The organism is Meiothermus granaticius NBRC 107808 (genome assembly GCF_003574355.1).
Lineage (GTDB): Bacteria > Deinococcota > Deinococci > Deinococcales > Thermaceae > Meiothermus > Meiothermus granaticius.
The window spans coordinates 42,759-58,960 of the sequence record NZ_QWLB01000004.1 but is presented as its reverse complement, the minus strand read 5'-3'; the positions used below and the strand labels follow the sequence as shown (position 1 = coordinate 58,960).

17 protein-coding genes and 1 riboswitch are annotated in these 16,202 nt (G+C 62.4%); of the genes, 16 read left to right on the top strand and 1 reads right to left on the bottom strand.

The window, feature by feature from the left end; genetic code table 11:
• Nucleotides 1-12 precede the first annotated feature (12 nt).
• Nucleotides 13-1,503 carry a YifB family Mg chelatase-like AAA ATPase gene (locus Mgrana_RS02235; protein WP_119355980.1) on the bottom strand — a complete coding sequence of 497 codons (1,491 nt, stop codon included), beginning with the start codon at nt 1,501-1,503 and terminating at the stop codon, nt 13-15.
• Between the two features lie 109 nt (nt 1,504-1,612).
• Between Mgrana_RS02235 and Mgrana_RS02230 the strand changes: the two genes are divergently transcribed.
• The 16 genes from Mgrana_RS02230 to Mgrana_RS02155 all read left to right on the top strand — a co-directional run bounded on the left by Mgrana_RS02230 (nt 1,613) and on the right by Mgrana_RS02155 (nt 16,201).
• Nucleotides 1,613-3,073 carry an FAD-linked oxidase C-terminal domain-containing protein gene (locus tag Mgrana_RS02230; RefSeq protein WP_119355979.1) on the top strand — a complete coding sequence of 487 codons (1,461 nt, stop codon included), beginning with the start codon at nt 1,613-1,615 and terminating at the stop codon, nt 3,071-3,073.
• A gap of 19 nt (nt 3,074-3,092) precedes the next feature.
• Nucleotides 3,093-4,172: an FAD-binding protein gene (locus tag Mgrana_RS02225; protein ID WP_119355978.1), complete on the top strand. Its 1,080-nt coding sequence runs from the start codon at nt 3,093-3,095 to the stop codon at nt 4,170-4,172.
• Nucleotides 4,173-4,177: 5 nt separating this feature from the next.
• Entirely contained in the window at nt 4,178-5,434 is a 1,257-nt protein-coding gene (glcF, locus tag Mgrana_RS02220; RefSeq protein ID WP_119355977.1) for a glycolate oxidase subunit GlcF, read from the top strand.
• 8 nt (nt 5,435-5,442) lie between these two features.
• A complete protein-coding gene (locus Mgrana_RS02215) occupies nt 5,443-6,711 on the top strand; it encodes a glycerate kinase type-2 family protein (protein WP_119355976.1) in 1,269 nt (422 codons plus the stop codon).
• Between the two features lie 69 nt (nt 6,712-6,780).
• A riboswitch (Fluoride riboswitch) is annotated at nt 6,781-6,864 on the top strand.
• A gap of 51 nt (nt 6,865-6,915) precedes the next feature.
• Complete coding sequence (locus Mgrana_RS02210; RefSeq protein WP_119355975.1) at nt 6,916-8,106, top strand: cation:proton antiporter; 1,191 nt, start codon at nt 6,916-6,918, stop codon at nt 8,104-8,106.
• A 21-nt stretch (nt 8,107-8,127) separates the two neighbouring features.
• Entirely contained in the window at nt 8,128-8,547 is a 420-nt protein-coding gene (locus Mgrana_RS02205) for a universal stress protein (RefSeq protein ID WP_119355974.1), read from the top strand.
• 18 nt (nt 8,548-8,565) lie between these two features.
• Complete coding sequence (locus Mgrana_RS02200) at nt 8,566-8,859, top strand: DUF211 domain-containing protein (protein WP_119355973.1); 294 nt, start codon at nt 8,566-8,568, stop codon at nt 8,857-8,859.
• Nucleotides 8,856-9,389: a hypothetical protein gene (locus tag Mgrana_RS02195; RefSeq protein ID WP_119355972.1), complete on the top strand. Its 534-nt coding sequence runs from the start codon at nt 8,856-8,858 to the stop codon at nt 9,387-9,389. Before Mgrana_RS02200 ends, Mgrana_RS02195 begins: the two co-directional genes overlap by 4 nt.
• Nucleotides 9,390-9,463: 74 nt before the next feature.
• A complete protein-coding gene (gene crcB / locus Mgrana_RS02190; protein WP_119355971.1) occupies nt 9,464-9,841 on the top strand; it encodes a fluoride efflux transporter CrcB in 378 nt (125 codons plus the stop codon).
• 14 nt (nt 9,842-9,855) lie between these two features.
• A complete protein-coding gene (locus Mgrana_RS02185; RefSeq protein WP_119356030.1) occupies nt 9,856-10,200 on the top strand; it encodes a DUF190 domain-containing protein in 345 nt (114 codons plus the stop codon).
• Entirely contained in the window at nt 10,197-10,904 is a 708-nt protein-coding gene (locus Mgrana_RS02180; protein ID WP_119355970.1) for a metallophosphoesterase family protein, read from the top strand. The genes Mgrana_RS02185 and Mgrana_RS02180 overlap by 4 nt, the downstream gene beginning before the upstream one ends.
• Before the next feature lie 19 nt (nt 10,905-10,923).
• Nucleotides 10,924-12,468, top strand: coding sequence for a MutS-related protein (locus tag Mgrana_RS02175; RefSeq protein WP_119355969.1), 1,545 nt, complete (start codon nt 10,924-10,926; stop codon nt 12,466-12,468).
• A complete protein-coding gene (locus tag Mgrana_RS02170) occupies nt 12,465-13,991 on the top strand; it encodes a MutS-related protein (RefSeq protein ID WP_119355968.1) in 1,527 nt (508 codons plus the stop codon). The genes Mgrana_RS02175 and Mgrana_RS02170 overlap by 4 nt, the downstream gene beginning before the upstream one ends.
• Nucleotides 13,975-14,460, top strand: a complete 486-nt coding sequence (locus tag Mgrana_RS02165; RefSeq protein WP_147021168.1) for a hypothetical protein — start codon at nt 13,975-13,977, stop codon at nt 14,458-14,460. The genes Mgrana_RS02170 and Mgrana_RS02165 overlap by 17 nt, the downstream gene beginning before the upstream one ends.
• Complete coding sequence (locus Mgrana_RS02160) at nt 14,457-15,617, top strand: MFS transporter (protein WP_240631211.1); 1,161 nt, start codon at nt 14,457-14,459, stop codon at nt 15,615-15,617. The genes Mgrana_RS02165 and Mgrana_RS02160 overlap by 4 nt, the downstream gene beginning before the upstream one ends.
• Nucleotides 15,617-16,201, top strand: a complete 585-nt coding sequence (locus Mgrana_RS02155) for a hypothetical protein (protein WP_119355965.1) — start codon at nt 15,617-15,619, stop codon at nt 16,199-16,201. The genes Mgrana_RS02160 and Mgrana_RS02155 overlap by 1 nt, the downstream gene beginning before the upstream one ends.
• Nucleotide 16,202: the final 1 nt, after the last annotated feature.

The following is a 16,202-nucleotide window of genomic DNA, read 5'->3' as shown; positions in this document are numbered from 1 at the left end:
ATGCGGGGCGCCTTAGGGCAGACTCCTTCGATACGTCAGGGCCTCAGCCAGATGGGCTTCCTGGATGTACTCCGCCCCCGCTAGGTCGGCGATGGTACGCGCCACCCGCAGGATGCGGTCATAGCTTCTTGCGGTGAGGGCCAGGCGCTGGGTGGCGGCTTGCAGCAGGGCCTCGGAAGAGGGAGAAAGCACCGTGTGTCGCCGCAAATCGCGGCCAAAGAGTTCGCTGTTCAGCTTGCCCTGGCGGGACTGCATCCGCTCCCGCGCCGTCAGCACCCGTTCCCGCACCATTGCCGTAGATTCACCCTCAGGAACACGGGCCAGTTCCTCCGGGGTAAGCCGGGGCACCTCCACCACCAGGTCGAAGCGATCCAGCAACGGGCCGCTGATTCGGTTCACATAGCGCAGACGCTGGCCGGGGGTGCAGGTGCAGGGTACTTGAGAATCATTCCAAAATCCACAGAGACAGGGGTTCATAGCAGCCACCAGGAGAAATCTGGCTGGATAGGTAAAGCTGGCCCGGGCCCTCGAGATGGTGACCACGCCATCTTCCAGGGGTTGGCGCAGCACTTCCAGGGCGTCGCGGGAAAACTCGGGGAACTCGTCCAGGAACAAGACCCCCCGGTGGGCCAGGGAGATCTCGCCGGGCTTGGGGATGGTACCGCCGCCAATCAACCCGGCATCCGAGACGGTGTGGTGGGGGCTGCGAAAGGGGGCGGTTTTGAGGAGGCCCTTCATGAGCCGCCCGGCGGCGGAGTGGATGCGGGTGACCTCGAGCGCCTCCTCCGGGGCCAGCAGTGGCAGCAGACCCGGCAGACGCTTGGCCAGCATGGTCTTGCCCGAGCCGGGGCTGCCGCTCATCAGCAGGTGGTGCCCTCCGGCAGCAGCGATCTCCAGGGCCCGCTTGGCCTTGGCCTGGCCCTTGACGTCGAGCAGATCGAGGGAGGCATCCAGGCTTTGCACAACCTGGCCCGCACGGGCGGCGGGCAGTTCTTCGGCCCCCAGCAAAAACTGCACCAGCTGCGCCAGATGCGCCGCCCCAAACACCTGCACCCCTTCAATCAGGGCGGCCTCTTCGGCAGAAGCCTGGGGCATCAGGAGCTTGTAGCCCTCTAGAAGGGCCCCCAGGGCCAGGTTAACCGCCCCCGGAACCGGGCGTAGTTCCGCGTCCAGGCCCAGCTCGCCCGCCGCCGCAAAGCCTTTCAGGGCTTCGGGGGGAAGGGTTCCCTGGGCGCAGAGCAGCCCCAGGGCAATGGGCAGGTCATAATGGGTGCCTTCCTTGCGCAGTTCTGCCGGGGCCAGGTTGATCACCACCCGCCCCTGGGGATAGGGAAAGCCAGCGTTCTTGAGGGCGGCTCGCACGCGCTCGCGCGACTCCTCCACGGCCTTGTCGGGCAAGCCTACCACGGCGTAGAAGGGCATCCCTTGCGAAACGTCCACCTCGACCGTGATGGGCTGGGCCTCGAGGCCAAACAGGCTGTAGGTTCGTACCTGGGCCAGCATATCCGCTTTAGCTTAGCGGTTGAGGCTCGCTCGAGCGGGTCAGTTGCCCGTGGGGTCAAGTGCCGCTTTTCTTCCGGTTTCCGGTATGCTCGAGGACATAGGAGCAGCTATGACCGCTTCCGCGACCCTTGCCGAGCTATTGGCTGATCTGGCCCGGATTCTTCCCAAAGAACGCTTCTTGACCGAGGCCGCTCAGCTTGCCCCCTATGAGTCTGACGCGCTGACCGCGTTCCGGGCTCGGCCCTGCGCGGTGGTTTTGCCGCAAACCAGCGAAGAAGTGGTCGAAATCGTGCGGACTTGTGCTCGCCATAAAGTTCCCTTCACGGCTCGAGGTTCCGGCACCAGCCTTTCAGGCGGCTCGCTGCCGGTTGAGGGTGGGGTGGTGATTGGGCTGAACCGCCTGAATCGGCTGCTGCGGCTTGACCCCAACGAGCGGATCGCGGTGGTGCAACCTGGGCACATCAACCTGCGGGTCTCGGATGCGGCGGCCCCTTACGGTCTGTACTACGCCCCCGACCCCTCCTCGCAGCCGGTCTCGACCATTGGGGGCAACCTGGCGTTTAACTCTGGTGGGGCCCACTGCCTTAAGTACGGCATGACCTCCAACCACGTGCTGGGAGCCAAGGTGGTGCTGCCCACCGGGGAGGTGGTGGAGCTGGGTGGGGAGAGCCTGGAGGGGCTCGGCCCGGACTGGTTGGGGCTGTTTGTGGGCTCAGAGGGGCTGATGGGGATTGCCCTCGAGGTCACCCTGCGCCTGCTGCCCAAGCCGGAGAAATACCACACCCTTCTGGCCGCCTATGATGCCCTGGAGAAGGCAGGGGATGCGGTCGCGGCGGTGGTGGCCAGCGGGCTGCTTCCAGGGGCGATGGAGATCATGGATAACCTGGCGATTGAGGCCGCCGAGGCCGCAGTTCACGCGGGGTACCCCACCGCCGCCCGGGCCCTGTTGATCGTGGAGCTCGAGGGCGAGGCCCCACAGGTAGAAGCCGAGGCCGAGCAGTTGTCCAGGGTGATCGAGCGCTCCGGTCCCTACGAAGTCCGGGTGGCCCGGGACGCTGAAGAGCGAATGAAGATCTGGAAGGGGCGCAAGGCGGCGTTTTCGGCGGTGGGGCGGCTCAGCCCGGATTACATCGTGCAGGACGGAGTGGTGCCGCGCTCAAAGCTGGGGCGGGCCCTGGCGGAGATCGAGCGGCTCTCCCAGGAACACGGCCTACGGGTGGCCAATGTGTTTCACGCCGGGGACGGGAACCTGCACCCCCTGATCCTGTACGACGGAAAGGTGCCGGGGGAGCTCGAGCGCGGCGAGAGGTTGGCGGGGGAAATTCTGCGGATGTGTGTGCGGCTAGGGGGGACCATCACCGGGGAGCACGGGGTGGGGATGGAGAAAAAAGAATATATGCCCGAGATGTTTGCTGAAGCCGATCTGGAGGCCATGCGCCGCATCCGCCGGGCGGTGGACCCGCTCGAGCTGTCCAACCGTGGGAAGATGTTCCCAGGCGGGGAGGCCCCGGCAGTAACCGCGCACGGCGCGCATCCTTTGGAGCAAGCCGGGGTAATCTCGCGGGAATGAGCCCACCCGTGGAGCCGGTATGACCCTTCGACCAACCACTGTACAGGAACTGCAGGAAGCCATCCCCACCCAGGAGCGGTGGCTTCCCCGAGGGGGGGGCAGTAAACCCGCACTCTCCACCCCGAGAGCCGGCCAGGCCGTGCTGGACATGACCGGCCTGAGGGGGGTCCTCGAGTACGACCCCGGTGAGTTTGTGCTGGTCGCCCAAGCCGGAACCCCCCTCATCGAGGTGGAGGGCCTGCTGGCCCAGCACGGGCAGTATCTGCCCTTTGACCCGCCCTTCGTGGAGGCCGGGGCCACCCTAGGCGGGACTGTGGCTGCGGGGCTTTCTGGGCCGCTGCGGCAGCGCTATGGGGGGGTGCGCGATTTCATCCTTGGGGTCAAGTTTGTGGACGGGGAGGGCAACCTGATCAAGGGTGGGGGGAAGGTGGTGAAAAATGCTGCGGGCTTCGATCTGCCCAAGCTGATGGTGGGCAGCCTGGGGCGGTTGGGGGTTCTGACCGAGGTGGCCTTCAAGGTTTTTCCCTTTCCCAAGGCCACCGTAACCCTACGGGTGAGCCTGGGAAGCCTCGAGGAGGCCATTCAGACCCTCTACGCGCTGGCCTGCTCCCCCTTCGAGTTCTATACCCTCGACCTCGAGCCCAGCCCGGCCCGGCTGATCCTGCGGGTAGGGGGGTTGGGCCAGGCCTTACCTCTGCGAATCGAGCGGATCTTGGGGTTTTTGGGGACCTCCCGAGCGGTCGAGCGGCTCGAGGGGGAGCCGGAGCGCCAGTACTGGCGCGAGATCGGGCAGCTTCAGTGGGGGGCGGGGCATCTGGTGAAAGTGCCCATCACCGCCAAGCAAATTTCCGCGTTGGAGGCCCGGCTTCCAATGGGGGAGCGGCGCTACCTAAGCGCAGGGAATTTACTCTACCTCCGCTGGCCTGGGGAAATCGCGCAACTGGATCAGCTCCTCCGGTCGCAAGGGCTTTCGGGCTTGGTGCTCGGGGGAGGGGAGGCGGCTCACCTCGAGTCCCCTCGGATCGGGGTAGACTGCTCCCAAGCCTTCGGCCACCGGGTGACCCAAGCCCTCGATCCCCTAAGCCGCTTTGCCCCCTAACCCCTATGCAGCACAAAATCCCCGTTCAAGAACTCGGCCCTCAGGGCGAAATCATGGCGCATGCGGTAGAGGCCTGCGTCCACTGCGGTTTTTGCTTACCGGCTTGCCCCACCTACAGCGTGCTGGGCGAGGAGATGGACTCCCCTCGAGGGCGCATCTTCCTGATGAAGGAGGTCTTGGAGGGCAACCTCGAGCTCGAGGAGGCGGCCCCCTACCTGGATAAATGCCTGGGCTGCGTGGGTTGCGTAACGGCCTGCCCCAGCGGGGTGCCCTACGGCGAACTGATCAGCACCTTCCGGGGCTGGAGCGAGCCCCGCCGCCACCGCCCACCCTTTCAAAAGCTGTACAGGATGGCCATTCAAGAGACCCTGCCCTACCCCCGCCGCTTTCGGGCCGCCGCGATGTTGGGTCAGCTGGGCCAACGGATGAAGCCCTTGCTTCCCAAGCCCTTGCAAGCCCCTCTGGAACTGCTCCCTGAGGCCCTTCCTATGGCCCAGCCCCTGCCTGAGCTGTTCCCCGCAGAAGGTCGGCGGCGGGCCAGGGTGGCTTTTTTGGCCGGGTGTGCCCAGCAGGTATTGCAACCCAACTTCAACTGGGCCACCTTGCGGGTGTTGGCCAAGAACGGGGTGGAGGTGCTGATCCCCCAGGCCCAAAGCTGTTGCGGGGCCCTGGCTATGCACACCGGAGAGCGCGCACGGGCGCTGAGCTTGGCCCGAAACAACCTAAGGGCCTTTTCCGGTGAGGTAGATGCGGTCTTGACCAATGCGGCTGGATGTGGGTCGGGGCTCAAGGAGTACCCCCTGCTCTTTCGGGGCGAGGCTGAAGAGACCGAGGCCGCGGCCTTTGCCCGAAAGGTCAGGGATGTCTCGGTGTTTTTGGCGGAGCTGGGCCTCGAGCCGCCTCCCGCGCTCAAAACCCCGCTCAAGGTGGCCTACCACGATGCCTGCCACCTGGCGCACGCCCAGGGGGTGCGGGCTGAGCCTCGAGCCCTGCTGCGGAGCATCCCCGGCCTGGAGCTGCTGGAGATCCCTGAAGGGGAGCTGTGCTGTGGGAGCGCCGGGACCTATAACCTCGAGCAGCCCGCCATCGCCGCTACCCTGGGTGAGCGCAAGGCCCGCAACATCCTGGCTACCGGGGCCCAGGTGGTGGCTACCGGGAACATCGGCTGCTTCACCCAGATCCAGACCCACCTGCGCAAGCTGGGAAAAGATCTCCCGGTACTGCACACGATGGAGCTGTTAGACAAGGCCTATAACGGCTAGGTTGGACGATGCGAGCCGCCTTGATCGAGAGCTTTAGGCAGGGTCTGGCCCAGACGCACCCCAGCCTTCTGACCAAAGCCCATCTGCCTCAGCAAACCCCCAGCCTGATCATCGCGGTGGGCAAGGCGGCCCTCACCATGCTGGAGGCGGCCCGTGAGGTCTTCCCCCAGACGACTTTCCTGGCGGTGCCCAAGGATGGATCCCCGGTGCAGACCCGGTGGGGGCAGGTGATTCCGGCAGCCCATCCGGTCCCGGATGCGCGCAGCGTGCAGGCGGCCCAGCGGGTGCTGGAGGCGGTATCCAAGCTCACCCCAGAGGATTTTTTGCTCCTGTTGATCTCCGGAGGGGGCAGCTCGTTGCTGTGTGCACCCTGGGGGGTTTCGCTCGAGCTCAAGCGGTCCCTGACTCAGGCCTTGCTGCGTTCGGGAGCCGATATCCAGGAGATCAACACCGTGCGAAAGCACCTCTCCCAGGTGAAGGGAGGGCGGCTGGCCGCAGCGACGCCGGCGCGGATCCTGGCCCTCTACCTTTCAGATGTTCCCGGCGACGACCTCTCGGTGATCGCTTCGGGGCCCACGGTACCCGATGGGAGCACCTTCGGGGATGCCTTGGAGGTGCTGGATAAGTACGGGCTGGACTTCCCCCAGGTGCGGGATCACCTGACTCGTGGGGTAAGGGGCCAGCTCCCCGAGTCTCCCAAGCCGGGGGATCCGGTGTTCTCGCGGGTGGAAAACCGCATTATCGGGAGCAACCAGACCCTATTGGAGGCGGCTCGAGCTTACTGGCAGCAGCGGGGGTACCTCACGGCCATACTCTCCGACCGCTTTCAGGGCGAGGCCCGCGAGCTGGCCCGCTTCCACGCGGCTTTAGTGGACAGCATCCGGGTCCACCAAACCCCCTTCAGGCCCCCTGTGGTGCTGCTTTCCGGTGGAGAGGCCAGCGTGACCGTGCAGGGCCCGGGCCAGGGCGGGCGCAATCAGGAGTTTCTGGCCTGGTTGGCCTTTTACCTGTCCAGCTCAGGGGTTTGGGCCCTGGCGGCTGATTCCGATGGGGTTGACGGCAACACCGAGGCTGCGGGGGCGCTGATCTCGCCTGAAACCCCGGCTCGAGCCAGGGCTTTGGGGCTGGAACTCAAAACCTACCTACGACAGAACAACTCGAGCCGCTTTTTTGCCGCACTGGGGGATCTGCTCATCACCGGCCCGACGGCCAACAACCTCAATGACTTCCGGGTGATCCTTGTGGAGCCGACCCACGGCGTTGCCCGCCGGATATGAATAGGTCGCGGAGGCTTGGGCTGCTTTGTGGGTAAAACTCAGCTTAGCTTCAGGGAAGTTTGTATATACTGAATCTAAGGCGATGGAGCTCGCCATAACCGCCTTACAAACGAGCCGCTGACCCTCGCTAAGGCTGATAGCTCCTACCCAAGGGGGTAGGAGTTTAATTATGCATGCCCTGCCCCGCCCTGAAGGAGGACGGACATGGATAACGTATGGTTCAGCGCGGCACTGTGGTTGGGGCTGGCCCTATTCGCCACCTTGCTCTCGATTTGGCTGCGCTTTTCGGTGGCGCTCACCGAAATTGTGGTGGGGGTGGTGGCGCAGCTGGTGATCGGGGCTTTGGTGGGGCCCCGATTTTTGGGTACCGACCAGGGCTGGATTACGTTTTTGGCTGGGGTCGGCAGCATTGTGCTCACGTTCTTAGCGGGGGCTGAACTGGATCCCCAGGCCTTTCGCAAGAGCTGGAAAGAAGCCACGGTGCTCGGGCTGGTCGGGTTTTTTGTCCCCTTTTTTGGCGTGGCGGCCATTGCCTATTTCGCTCTGGACTGGCACGCCCAAGCCGCTTGGTTGGCCGGGATAGCGCTTTCCACCACCAGCGTGGCGGTGGTGTATGCAGTCATGCTCGAGCTAGGCCTCAACCACACCCCTTACGGCAAGCTTGTGCTGGCAGCCTGCTTTGTCAACGATCTGGCCACCGTGATTGCGCTGGGGCTCCTGTTTGCCCCCTTTAGCCTCCGAAGCCTGATATTTATAGGGGCTTTGGTCGTGGGGCTGGTGATTCTGCTGCGAATCACGGGTCCTTTCTTCCACCACTACGGAGGGCGCACCAGCGAGCTCGAGGCCAAGTTCTTGCTGTTTGCCCTGTTCCTTTTAGGGGGCATTGCCACCTGGAGCGGCTCTGAGGCGGTGCTGCCGGCTTATCTGATTGGGATGGTGCTGGCGGGAACGGTCGGCAAAGACCACTCCTTGGTGCGGCGGCTCCGCACCCTTACCTTTGGCTTCCTGACCCCTTTTTACTTCATCCGGGCGGGCTCGCTGGTGCAGGTCCCCGCGCTTCTGAGCGGCTTCGGGGTGTTCTTGGTGCTGCTGGGGGCAAAAATTCTGACTAAATTTGTGGGGGTTTTTCCGGTCACCCAGCTGTATCGGTATCCGCGGCAGGATTCCATGTACACCACCTTGCTGATGAGCACCGGCCTGACCTTCGGTACCATCAGCTCGCTCTATGGGCTCAGCAATGGGATCATCAACGCAGCCCAGTACTCCTTCCTGGTGGCTGCGGTGATCGCCAGCGCGATTGTGCCCACCTGGATTGCCAACCGCTTTTTCCTGCCGCGCGCCCATATGGAAACGGTCTCGCCTTCTACGGCTACCACCGCTGAGGCTCAGGCCTAGGATGAAGAGGGAGGTGCTCAGATGTTCAAGCAGATCTTGGTCGGATTTGATGGTTCTGAATCCTCTCGGAAGGCCCTAAAGGTGGCCCTGGAGATCGCCCAGGCATTTCAGGGGGAGGTCACCCTGATCGCTGTGGTGCGCCCTCCGGAGTTTGCAGAGCTCGAGGGGGAAATAGAAGGGGCTTTGGAGGAGGAGAAAAGCCCGCTGGCTCAGGCCTTTTCTTGGGCCCATAGCGCGGCCAAGGAGCAAGGCGTCACCTTGCATGTGCACCGCCGGGTAGGCCACCCTGCGGAGGTGTTGGTGCGCTACGCCGAGGAAGCGCACAGCGATCTGATCGTGCTGGGCCGGCGGGGGCTGACCGCGGTGCAACGCTGGATGCTGGGCTCGGTGTCCGAGCGGGTGCTGCGCTACGCCCATTGTCCCGTGATGGTGGTGCACTAGGCTGAAGCGGGGGATCCAGTGAACATACGACGCGTGGTCTTAGACGTGGACAAGGCTTTAGCCCGGCCCAGCCTGCTCGAGCTGGCCGAGGCAATTGCCCAGGTGAGGGGAGTGGAGGGGTTCAACATCACGGTCAATGAGATGGACCTGGAAACCATGGGCACGGAAATCACCCTCGAGGGGGATGAGATTGACTATCCAGGACTGATCAGGACCATTGAGCAGATCGGGTGTGTGGTGCATAGCCTCGACCAACTGGTGGTGGGGCGGCTGGTGGAGCGGGCCTTGCTCCGGCGCGGAGGGGAACGGTGAGTTCTGCGCTGCTTCGTCGGCTGCAGTTCTCGGTGGTGCTGGGGATCACCGACGGAATCCTTACCGCGCTAACCCTGGCGGCGGGCCGCCTGCTAAACGCGGGGGATCCGCTCACCCTTTCTCTGGCCCTGCGCATCTCCGCAGTTTCCCTCTTGACCGGCTTGTTTATGTTTTTCACCGCGGAGTATGCGCGGCTGCGGGGGGAGTTGGTACAGGCGGCAAAACAGCTCAGTTTGTCGGCTCGAGGCCAGCTGGCCACCACCCAACTGGGCAAGGCCGTGCTGAGGGAAAGCGCCTTGGCGGCTGGAATCTCGGCCTTATCGTCTTTCTTAGGTTCTCTGCTGCCGCTGGGGCTGGGGGCGGTTTCGACCCGGGCTGAGCTGTCCTTTGCCCTAACCTTGCTGGCCTTGGCGGCCCTAGGGATGATTCTGGGTCACACCCTATATGCCAGCCCCCTGCTCTGGGCGACCGGCCTGCTGCTGATGGGGGGGATTCTGGCCTTAGCGGGGATGTATCTGAAGGTGGTCTAAAGCATGAAGGAAGAGGGGATGGAGGAGTACCCAAGCCTAGACCGGCGTGGGGCAATGCAGGAGGGGCTAGCTACATGAACAGTTATGTATACGTCATGCTGGGTGGTGCGGTGGGTTCGGCCCTGCGCTATGGTCTTGGTGCGTACATTCAGCGTCTGAGTGGGCCAGGATTTCCCTGGAGCACGTTTGTGATCAACATCTTGGGAAGCCTGGTCATCGGGGTGCTGCTGCGCCTCTCCGGAGAAGGCTCGCTTTCTCAGGAAGGCCGGTGGCTTTTGGCGGTGGGGTTTTGTGGGGGGTTCACCACGTTTTCCACCCTTAGCTGGGAAACCCTAACCTTGGTTCAGGGCAGCCAATGGATCTCGGCTTTGGCCTACGCCTTGGGGAGCTTGGGGCTGGGCTTGCTGGCGGTGTTTGGAGGGTACTGGGTGGGTGGAAGGATGGTGGCCTAGAAATGGAGGGGGAGATGAAACTCGAGGGCGAAGCCAAGCTGCTGCGGGTTTTTGTGGGGGAGAGCGATCGCTGGCACGGACGGCCTATGCATGAAGCCATCGTCGCCGAGGCCCGTCGGCTGGGTCTGGCTGGGGCTTCCGTATTCAAGGGCTTCGAGGGGTTTGGGGCGCATTCTCGGATTCACAGCGCCAAAATTCTTCAGCTGGCCGAGGACTTGCCAGTGTTGGTGGAGATCGTAGATACAGAGGAGAAAATTCGCACCTTTATCCCCGTGCTAGACCAGATGATTCAGGAGGGCTTGGTCACCATGGAAAAGGTTGAGGTGATTCGCTACCAGCCCAAGGGGAAAAACGCATGAGGCTGCTATTGCTCAGCGATATCCACGCCAACCCCTGGGCTTTATCGGCAGTAGAGGCCGCAGCAGGGCCTGTGGATCAGGTGCTCTTTGGGGGGGATGCGGTCAACTACGGGCCGGAGCCGGGGGCGGTAATTGAGTGGCTGCATCGGCATAACGCGGTGGGCGTGCGGGGCAACCACGACCAGGCGGTGGCCTGGGGGCAGGCGGTGGTGGCCCCAACCCCCAAAGGAGCTTTGGGGAAGCTGCTTTGGGACTGGACTCGCGCACAGTTGGGGAGGGAGGAGCTGACATATTTGCGCGCGCTTCCGCTTTCCCTGTTGTGGGAAGGGGAAGGGATTCGCTTCCAAATGGTGCACGCCACCCCTCCGGACCCCCTGTATGATTACCGGCTGCGCCCCGAGGCCAGCGAAGCGCTGTTTGCCGAGGTTTGTTCTGGGGTACAGGCGGAGGTGCTGTTGCTTGGGCATACCCACTTTGCCCTTCAACACGCGCAGGGGCCGCTGACCGTGGTCAACCCGGGGTCGGTGGGGCAGCCTCTGGATAGGGATCCCCGGGCTGGGTTTGCCCTTTGGGAGGATGGACAAATCCGGCTGATGCGGGTAGCTTACGACCAAACCCCGTTGCTGAAGGCACTGCGAAAGCTACCCCTCGAGGCCAGCCAAATCGAGGAGCTGATTCAGTCCTACCAAGAGGCGCGGGTGTAGGGTTTAGGAGGAGAAGGCCATGCTGCAAACCACCACTCCCTTCGGCAGTCTGCTGTATGAAGCCCCGGTGCCACCACTTGAACCGGGTGTGGAGGCGCCGGAATGCTTTTCGGATCTATTCCTGGACCAAATTGTAGATGCGGTGGTGGAAGGCCGTGACTCCTACCAAATCAAGAACTTTTTCTACCGCCCGCTCACAAGTGTTGAGGCCATCGGGTATCGGCAAGAGATTGTGCAAGACCTGGATAATCCCGTGGTAGAAAAGCCCATACGGGCCTTTGCCCAAACCCTGCAAACCATGCGGGAGTATCTGGCCTTGGCAGAAAAGCTGTATTACCCCTATCAAAAAGCCCGCTGGTTTTTGGATGCGGTAGGGGTGTATTGCCAAGCTGCGGATGAGCTAAACCAAGGATTGGCTAGCCTTACCCTCAACTCCAAAGGGCTGACCGCATTTCGGGAATTTCTACAGGCATACATTCACTCAGACCCCTTCATGGCCTTGAAAAAAGAAACCCTGGAGCTCAAGGCTGCGCTGGACGCGGTGGTGTACTGCGTGCGGATTCAAGGAAGCACCGTCACCGTGCTCAAATATCAAGATGAGGCCGATTATGGCCAGGAAGTGCTGAATACCTTTGCCAAGTTCAAGCAGGGTGCGGTGAAGGAGTATCGGGTTAAGTTTTCCGATTGGCCGGAGATGGATCACGTAGAGGCCCAGGTTCTAGACTTGGTGGCCCTGTTATACCCCGAGACCTTTGGTTGGCTCGAGCGGTTTTACCACGAGCGCAAGGATTATCTCGACCCCACTTTGGGCGAGTTTGACCGTCAGGCCCAGTTTTACCTGGCGTACCTGGAATACATTGCGCCTTTGCGGAACGCAGGTTTGTCCTTTTGCTACCCCAAAGTCAGCGACCAGAGCAAGGAAGTGCGGGTTGAGCAGGGCTTTGACCTGGGCCTGGCCCGAAAGCTGGTTCATGCCGAGCAGTCGGTAGTCAGCAATGATTTTTACCTACAGGATCCGGAGCGAATTCTGGTGATTACCGGCCCCAACCAAGGGGGAAAGACCACCTTCTCGCGCATGTTTGGCCAGCTGCACTACCTGGCCGCCTTAGGGCTTCCGGTGCCGGGGCAGCAGGCCCAGCTGTTCCTCTTCGATCACCTGCTCACCCATTTTGAGCGGGCCGAAGACCCCCATAGCCTGCGGGGGAAGCTCGAGGACGATCTGCTGCGCATCCATCAAATCCTAGAGCGGGCCACCCCCCATAGCATCGTCATCCTGAACGAGATTTTTAACTCCACCACCTTCAGCGATGCCCTGTTTCTAAGCCAGGAGATCCTCAAAGCCCTGATCCAAAAAGACCTGCTGTGCGTGTGGGTGACCTTTATTGATGAACTGACCACCATGGAGAAAACCGTCAGCATGGTCAGCACGGTGGTGGCCGATGAGCCAGACCGTAGAACCTACAAGGTGATCCGCAAGCCCGCCGATGGCCTGGCCTATGCCCTGTCTCTGGCCCGTAAATACGGCCTTACCTATGACCGCCTCAAGGAGCGCGTGAAACCATGAAGGTTTGCTTGCTCTACCCCGATCGCAATCTGGACCTTCAACAGCCCTTGCCGCCTCAGGCCGAGATGTTGATCGAAGATCTGGGTCTGGGGGTGTTGTTTGGGACCATGGCGGGTGAGGACCCCCTTCTGCTGGAGGTAGCCCAGAAGGTGGTGCTGGCCAGCCTGCCCGAGCCCAGCGCTATTTTGTATCGCCAGGCGGTGTTGCAGGATTGCCTGAGCCATCCTGCCCTGATTCGGGAGATCTATGCCCTTGCGGTGGAGGCCTTGCTGAACGAGAAGAAGAGCTGGTTCTTGTTCCGGGACTCCCCTTCCTCCATCCTGCGCCGGGCCCTCGAGGTCCTCCAGATGTTCGTAGAGGCCCTCAAAAAGTTGCGCAAGCTGGCCGATCGGCATGCCACGGAGTTTAACTCCGAGGGCTTTCGGCGGCTTTTTGCCATGTTGCAGGAGGAGCTCTCGGATGAATACTTCGCCACCGTCGAGGAGCACCTGCGCGAGCTGCATTTTCCTCGAGGCCAGCTGATGAGCGCGCAGTTGGGCCAGGGCAATAAGGGCATTCGCTACATCTTGCGCAGGCCCCACGATGCCCAACAATCCTGGTGGCAGCGCTTTCGGGCTCCCAAAACCCGCTCCTACAGCTTTTCGATTGACCCACGGGATGAAGGGGGGGCTCGAGCCCTCTCGGAGTTGCAAGACCGGGGCCTCAACTCGGTGGCCAGCGCCTTAGCCCAGTCCACCGATCACATCACCAGCTTTTGGACCTCGCTGCGCAATGAGCTGGCCTTTTATGTAGGCAGCCTCAACCTGCATCAGCGTCTAGAGCAAATTGGGGCTCCGCGCTGTTTTCCCCAACCGGCGCCGCTGGACCAAAAACGCCACGCCTTCAGGGAGCTGTACGAGCCCACCCTGGCCCTCACCCTGCAAAAGCCGGTGGTGGGCAACACCTTGAGCGCCGACGACAAAGACCTGGTCATCATCACCGGGGCCAACCGGGGCGGGAAATCCACCTTTTTGCGCAGCATCGGTCTGGCCCAGCTGATGATGCAAAGCGGGTTGTTTGTCGCGGCGGAAGAGTTTGTGGCCACCCCCTGCGTGGCGCTGTTCACCCATTTCAAGCGCGAAGAGGACGCCAGCATGCGCAGCGGCAAGTTCGATGAAGAGCTCAAGCGGATGAGCCAGCTGGTAGAGCATCTCCACACCGGTTCGCTGGTGCTGTTCAACGAATCCTTTTCGGCTACCAATGAGCGTGAGGGCTCGGAGGTGGCCCGCCAGATTGTGCGGGCCTTGTTGGAGCGGGGGGTTCGGGTGTTCTTTGTCAGCCACCAGTACGACTTCAGCCACGGGTTTTATCAGCAGCATCTACCCGACGCCTTATTCCTACGGGCTGAGCGCAGCGAGGACGGGCAGCGCTCCTTCCGCCTGATGGAGAGCGAGCCCCTGCAAACCAGCTACGGCCCGGATTTATACCGGAAGATCTTCCAGGGGCAGTCTACCGGAGGTGATGGGGGTGTTTCACAAGCCTAACCAGTCCAGCCCAACGCCGCCCGAACTGCCAAAGGTGGCGGTGGGCCCCAACGACCTTTGGGCGGCCCTTCACTGGCTGGGGCTTCACGGCCCGACCGGGATGGTTGAGCTGGGGGAGGTTCTGCGGGCTACGGTGGATCGGCCTTTGGAAACCCTCGAGCTAGCGGAGGAACTCGGCCTGCTCGAGCTGCGGGGGGCGGTCGCGCACCTCACCTCGAACGGACAAGACTGGATAGAGCACCCTCAGCATCTTCCGCAAAACCTACAAATGCTGCAACCGCTGTTCCCTTGGGACCGGGTGTTGGCCCAACTACGACAGAGGCCGGTTTCGTTGGTACAGCTGGTAGGCTTTTTCAAGGGGCCACTGGCGGAGCAAGCGGCCTTGGCGATGGCTGAGTGGGGCCAGCTCTTTGGCCTTTGGCAGGAACGGCAGGGATGGCTCTATCCCTCCGTACGGGAGGTGTCGTGAGCGAGGCTCAGCGGTTGGCGGTGCGGTTTGTGGTGGGGATTGGGCTGGTCAGCCTCTGCGCCGACTTCACCTACGAAGGAGGGCGCAGCATCAGCGGTCCTTTCTTGGGGTTGCTGGGAGCGGGTCCGCTGTTGGTCGGAGCGGTGGCTGGGGTTGGCGAGTTCTTGGGGTATCTGGTCCGGCTCTTCTCTGGAAACTATGTAGACCGCACTGGCAAGCACTGGACCCTCATGTACCTGGGGTATACGGTTAATTTGCTTTCGGTGCCGGCCCTGGCCCTGGCCGGCAACGCTGCGGCGGCTTCGGTGTTGGTTTTTACCGAGCGCCTGGGGAAAGGGTTGCGCACTCCAGCCCGGGATGCCCTACTCTCCCAAGCCGGAAAAGAAGTAGGGCATGGGAAGGTATTTGGGTTGCACGAACTCTTAGACCAGATGGGGGCCTTTCTGGGCCCGCTGCTGGTGGCGTTGCTGGTGGCCCAGGGGGGGTACCGCCTGGGTTTTGCTGGCCTGCTGGTTCCAGCCTTGCTGGCCCTGATGTTTTTGCGGCGGGCCCAGGGCCTCGAGCAGGCCCAGCCGCTGGGTCGCAGCGGGGATTGGCGGCGCTTTCCCCGAATCTACTATGCCTATTTGGTCTTCGCAGCCCTGAACGTGGCTGGGTTTGCCCATTTTCAACTGGTGGCCTACCACCTGGGGATCACCCATCAGGTAGCAGAGGCGGTGATCCCCTTGCTGTTCGCCCTGAGCATGGGCGCGGATGCCTTGACCGCCTACGCGGTGGGTCACCTCTACGACCGCTATGGCCTACGGATGCTGTGGGTTTTGCCCCTGTTGAGCCTACCGGCTACCCCGTTGTTTTTCCTGGGCAGCGGGTTGCCTTTGCTGGTGCTGGCGGCCCTGCTGTGGGGGGCGGCGATGGGGCTGCAAGAGAGCTTGATGCGTTCGGCGGTGGCCACCCTGACCCCCGAGAGCCAGCGGGGAACCGCTTACGGTTTGTTCGATACCGCATACGGTACCGCCTGGATGCTGGGTAGTCTGGCTATGGGATGGCTGTATGGGATTGGCCCCCGCTTTTTGGTGGGATTTGCGGTGCTGTTCCAGTTGATCTCGGTGGTGTTTTTGGTACGTTTAACCGCAAGGCTCCCCTCGGAGGATCACTGATGCATACCACGGAGTTTGAGCTGTTGGAAACCCTGAGCCAGCCCGTCTGCCCTGTGTGCACCCTGGCCCGACGGGAGGCACGCACCTATCTGGTAGGGGTTTTCGAGGATGGGATCAACGACCCGGCGGTGCGGGATGATTGGCGGGCTCGAGGAGGCCTGTGCGCCCGGCACTGGCGTGAGGTTCGTGAGTTTGACTCGGTGCTGTTGCCAGCCACAATTCTCCTGCGCGATCTGCTGGGAAGTTACCTCGATCATCCTAGCCCGGTCTGGAAGATGCCAGACTGCCCGGCCTGTAAGCGGGAAGCGGAGGCCGAGGTTCGGCACTTCAAGGCCCTGCTCGGCATCCCCGAGGCCACCATGCTGAAGGCCCTGGAGGACGGACCAGGGTTTTTGTGCCTGCGCCACCTGGTACAGATGCCTCCGGGTACTCTGCGCAACCGCTTTGAAAGCCGCTTGATCAGTTTTCTCCCGGAGCTGGATGAGTTGGAGCGTAAACAGGATTATCGCTTTTCCAAGGAACCCCTGGGGAACGAGAAGGATAGCTGGTTAAGGGCCATGCGGGCGTTGGGAGGGGAGGTATAGC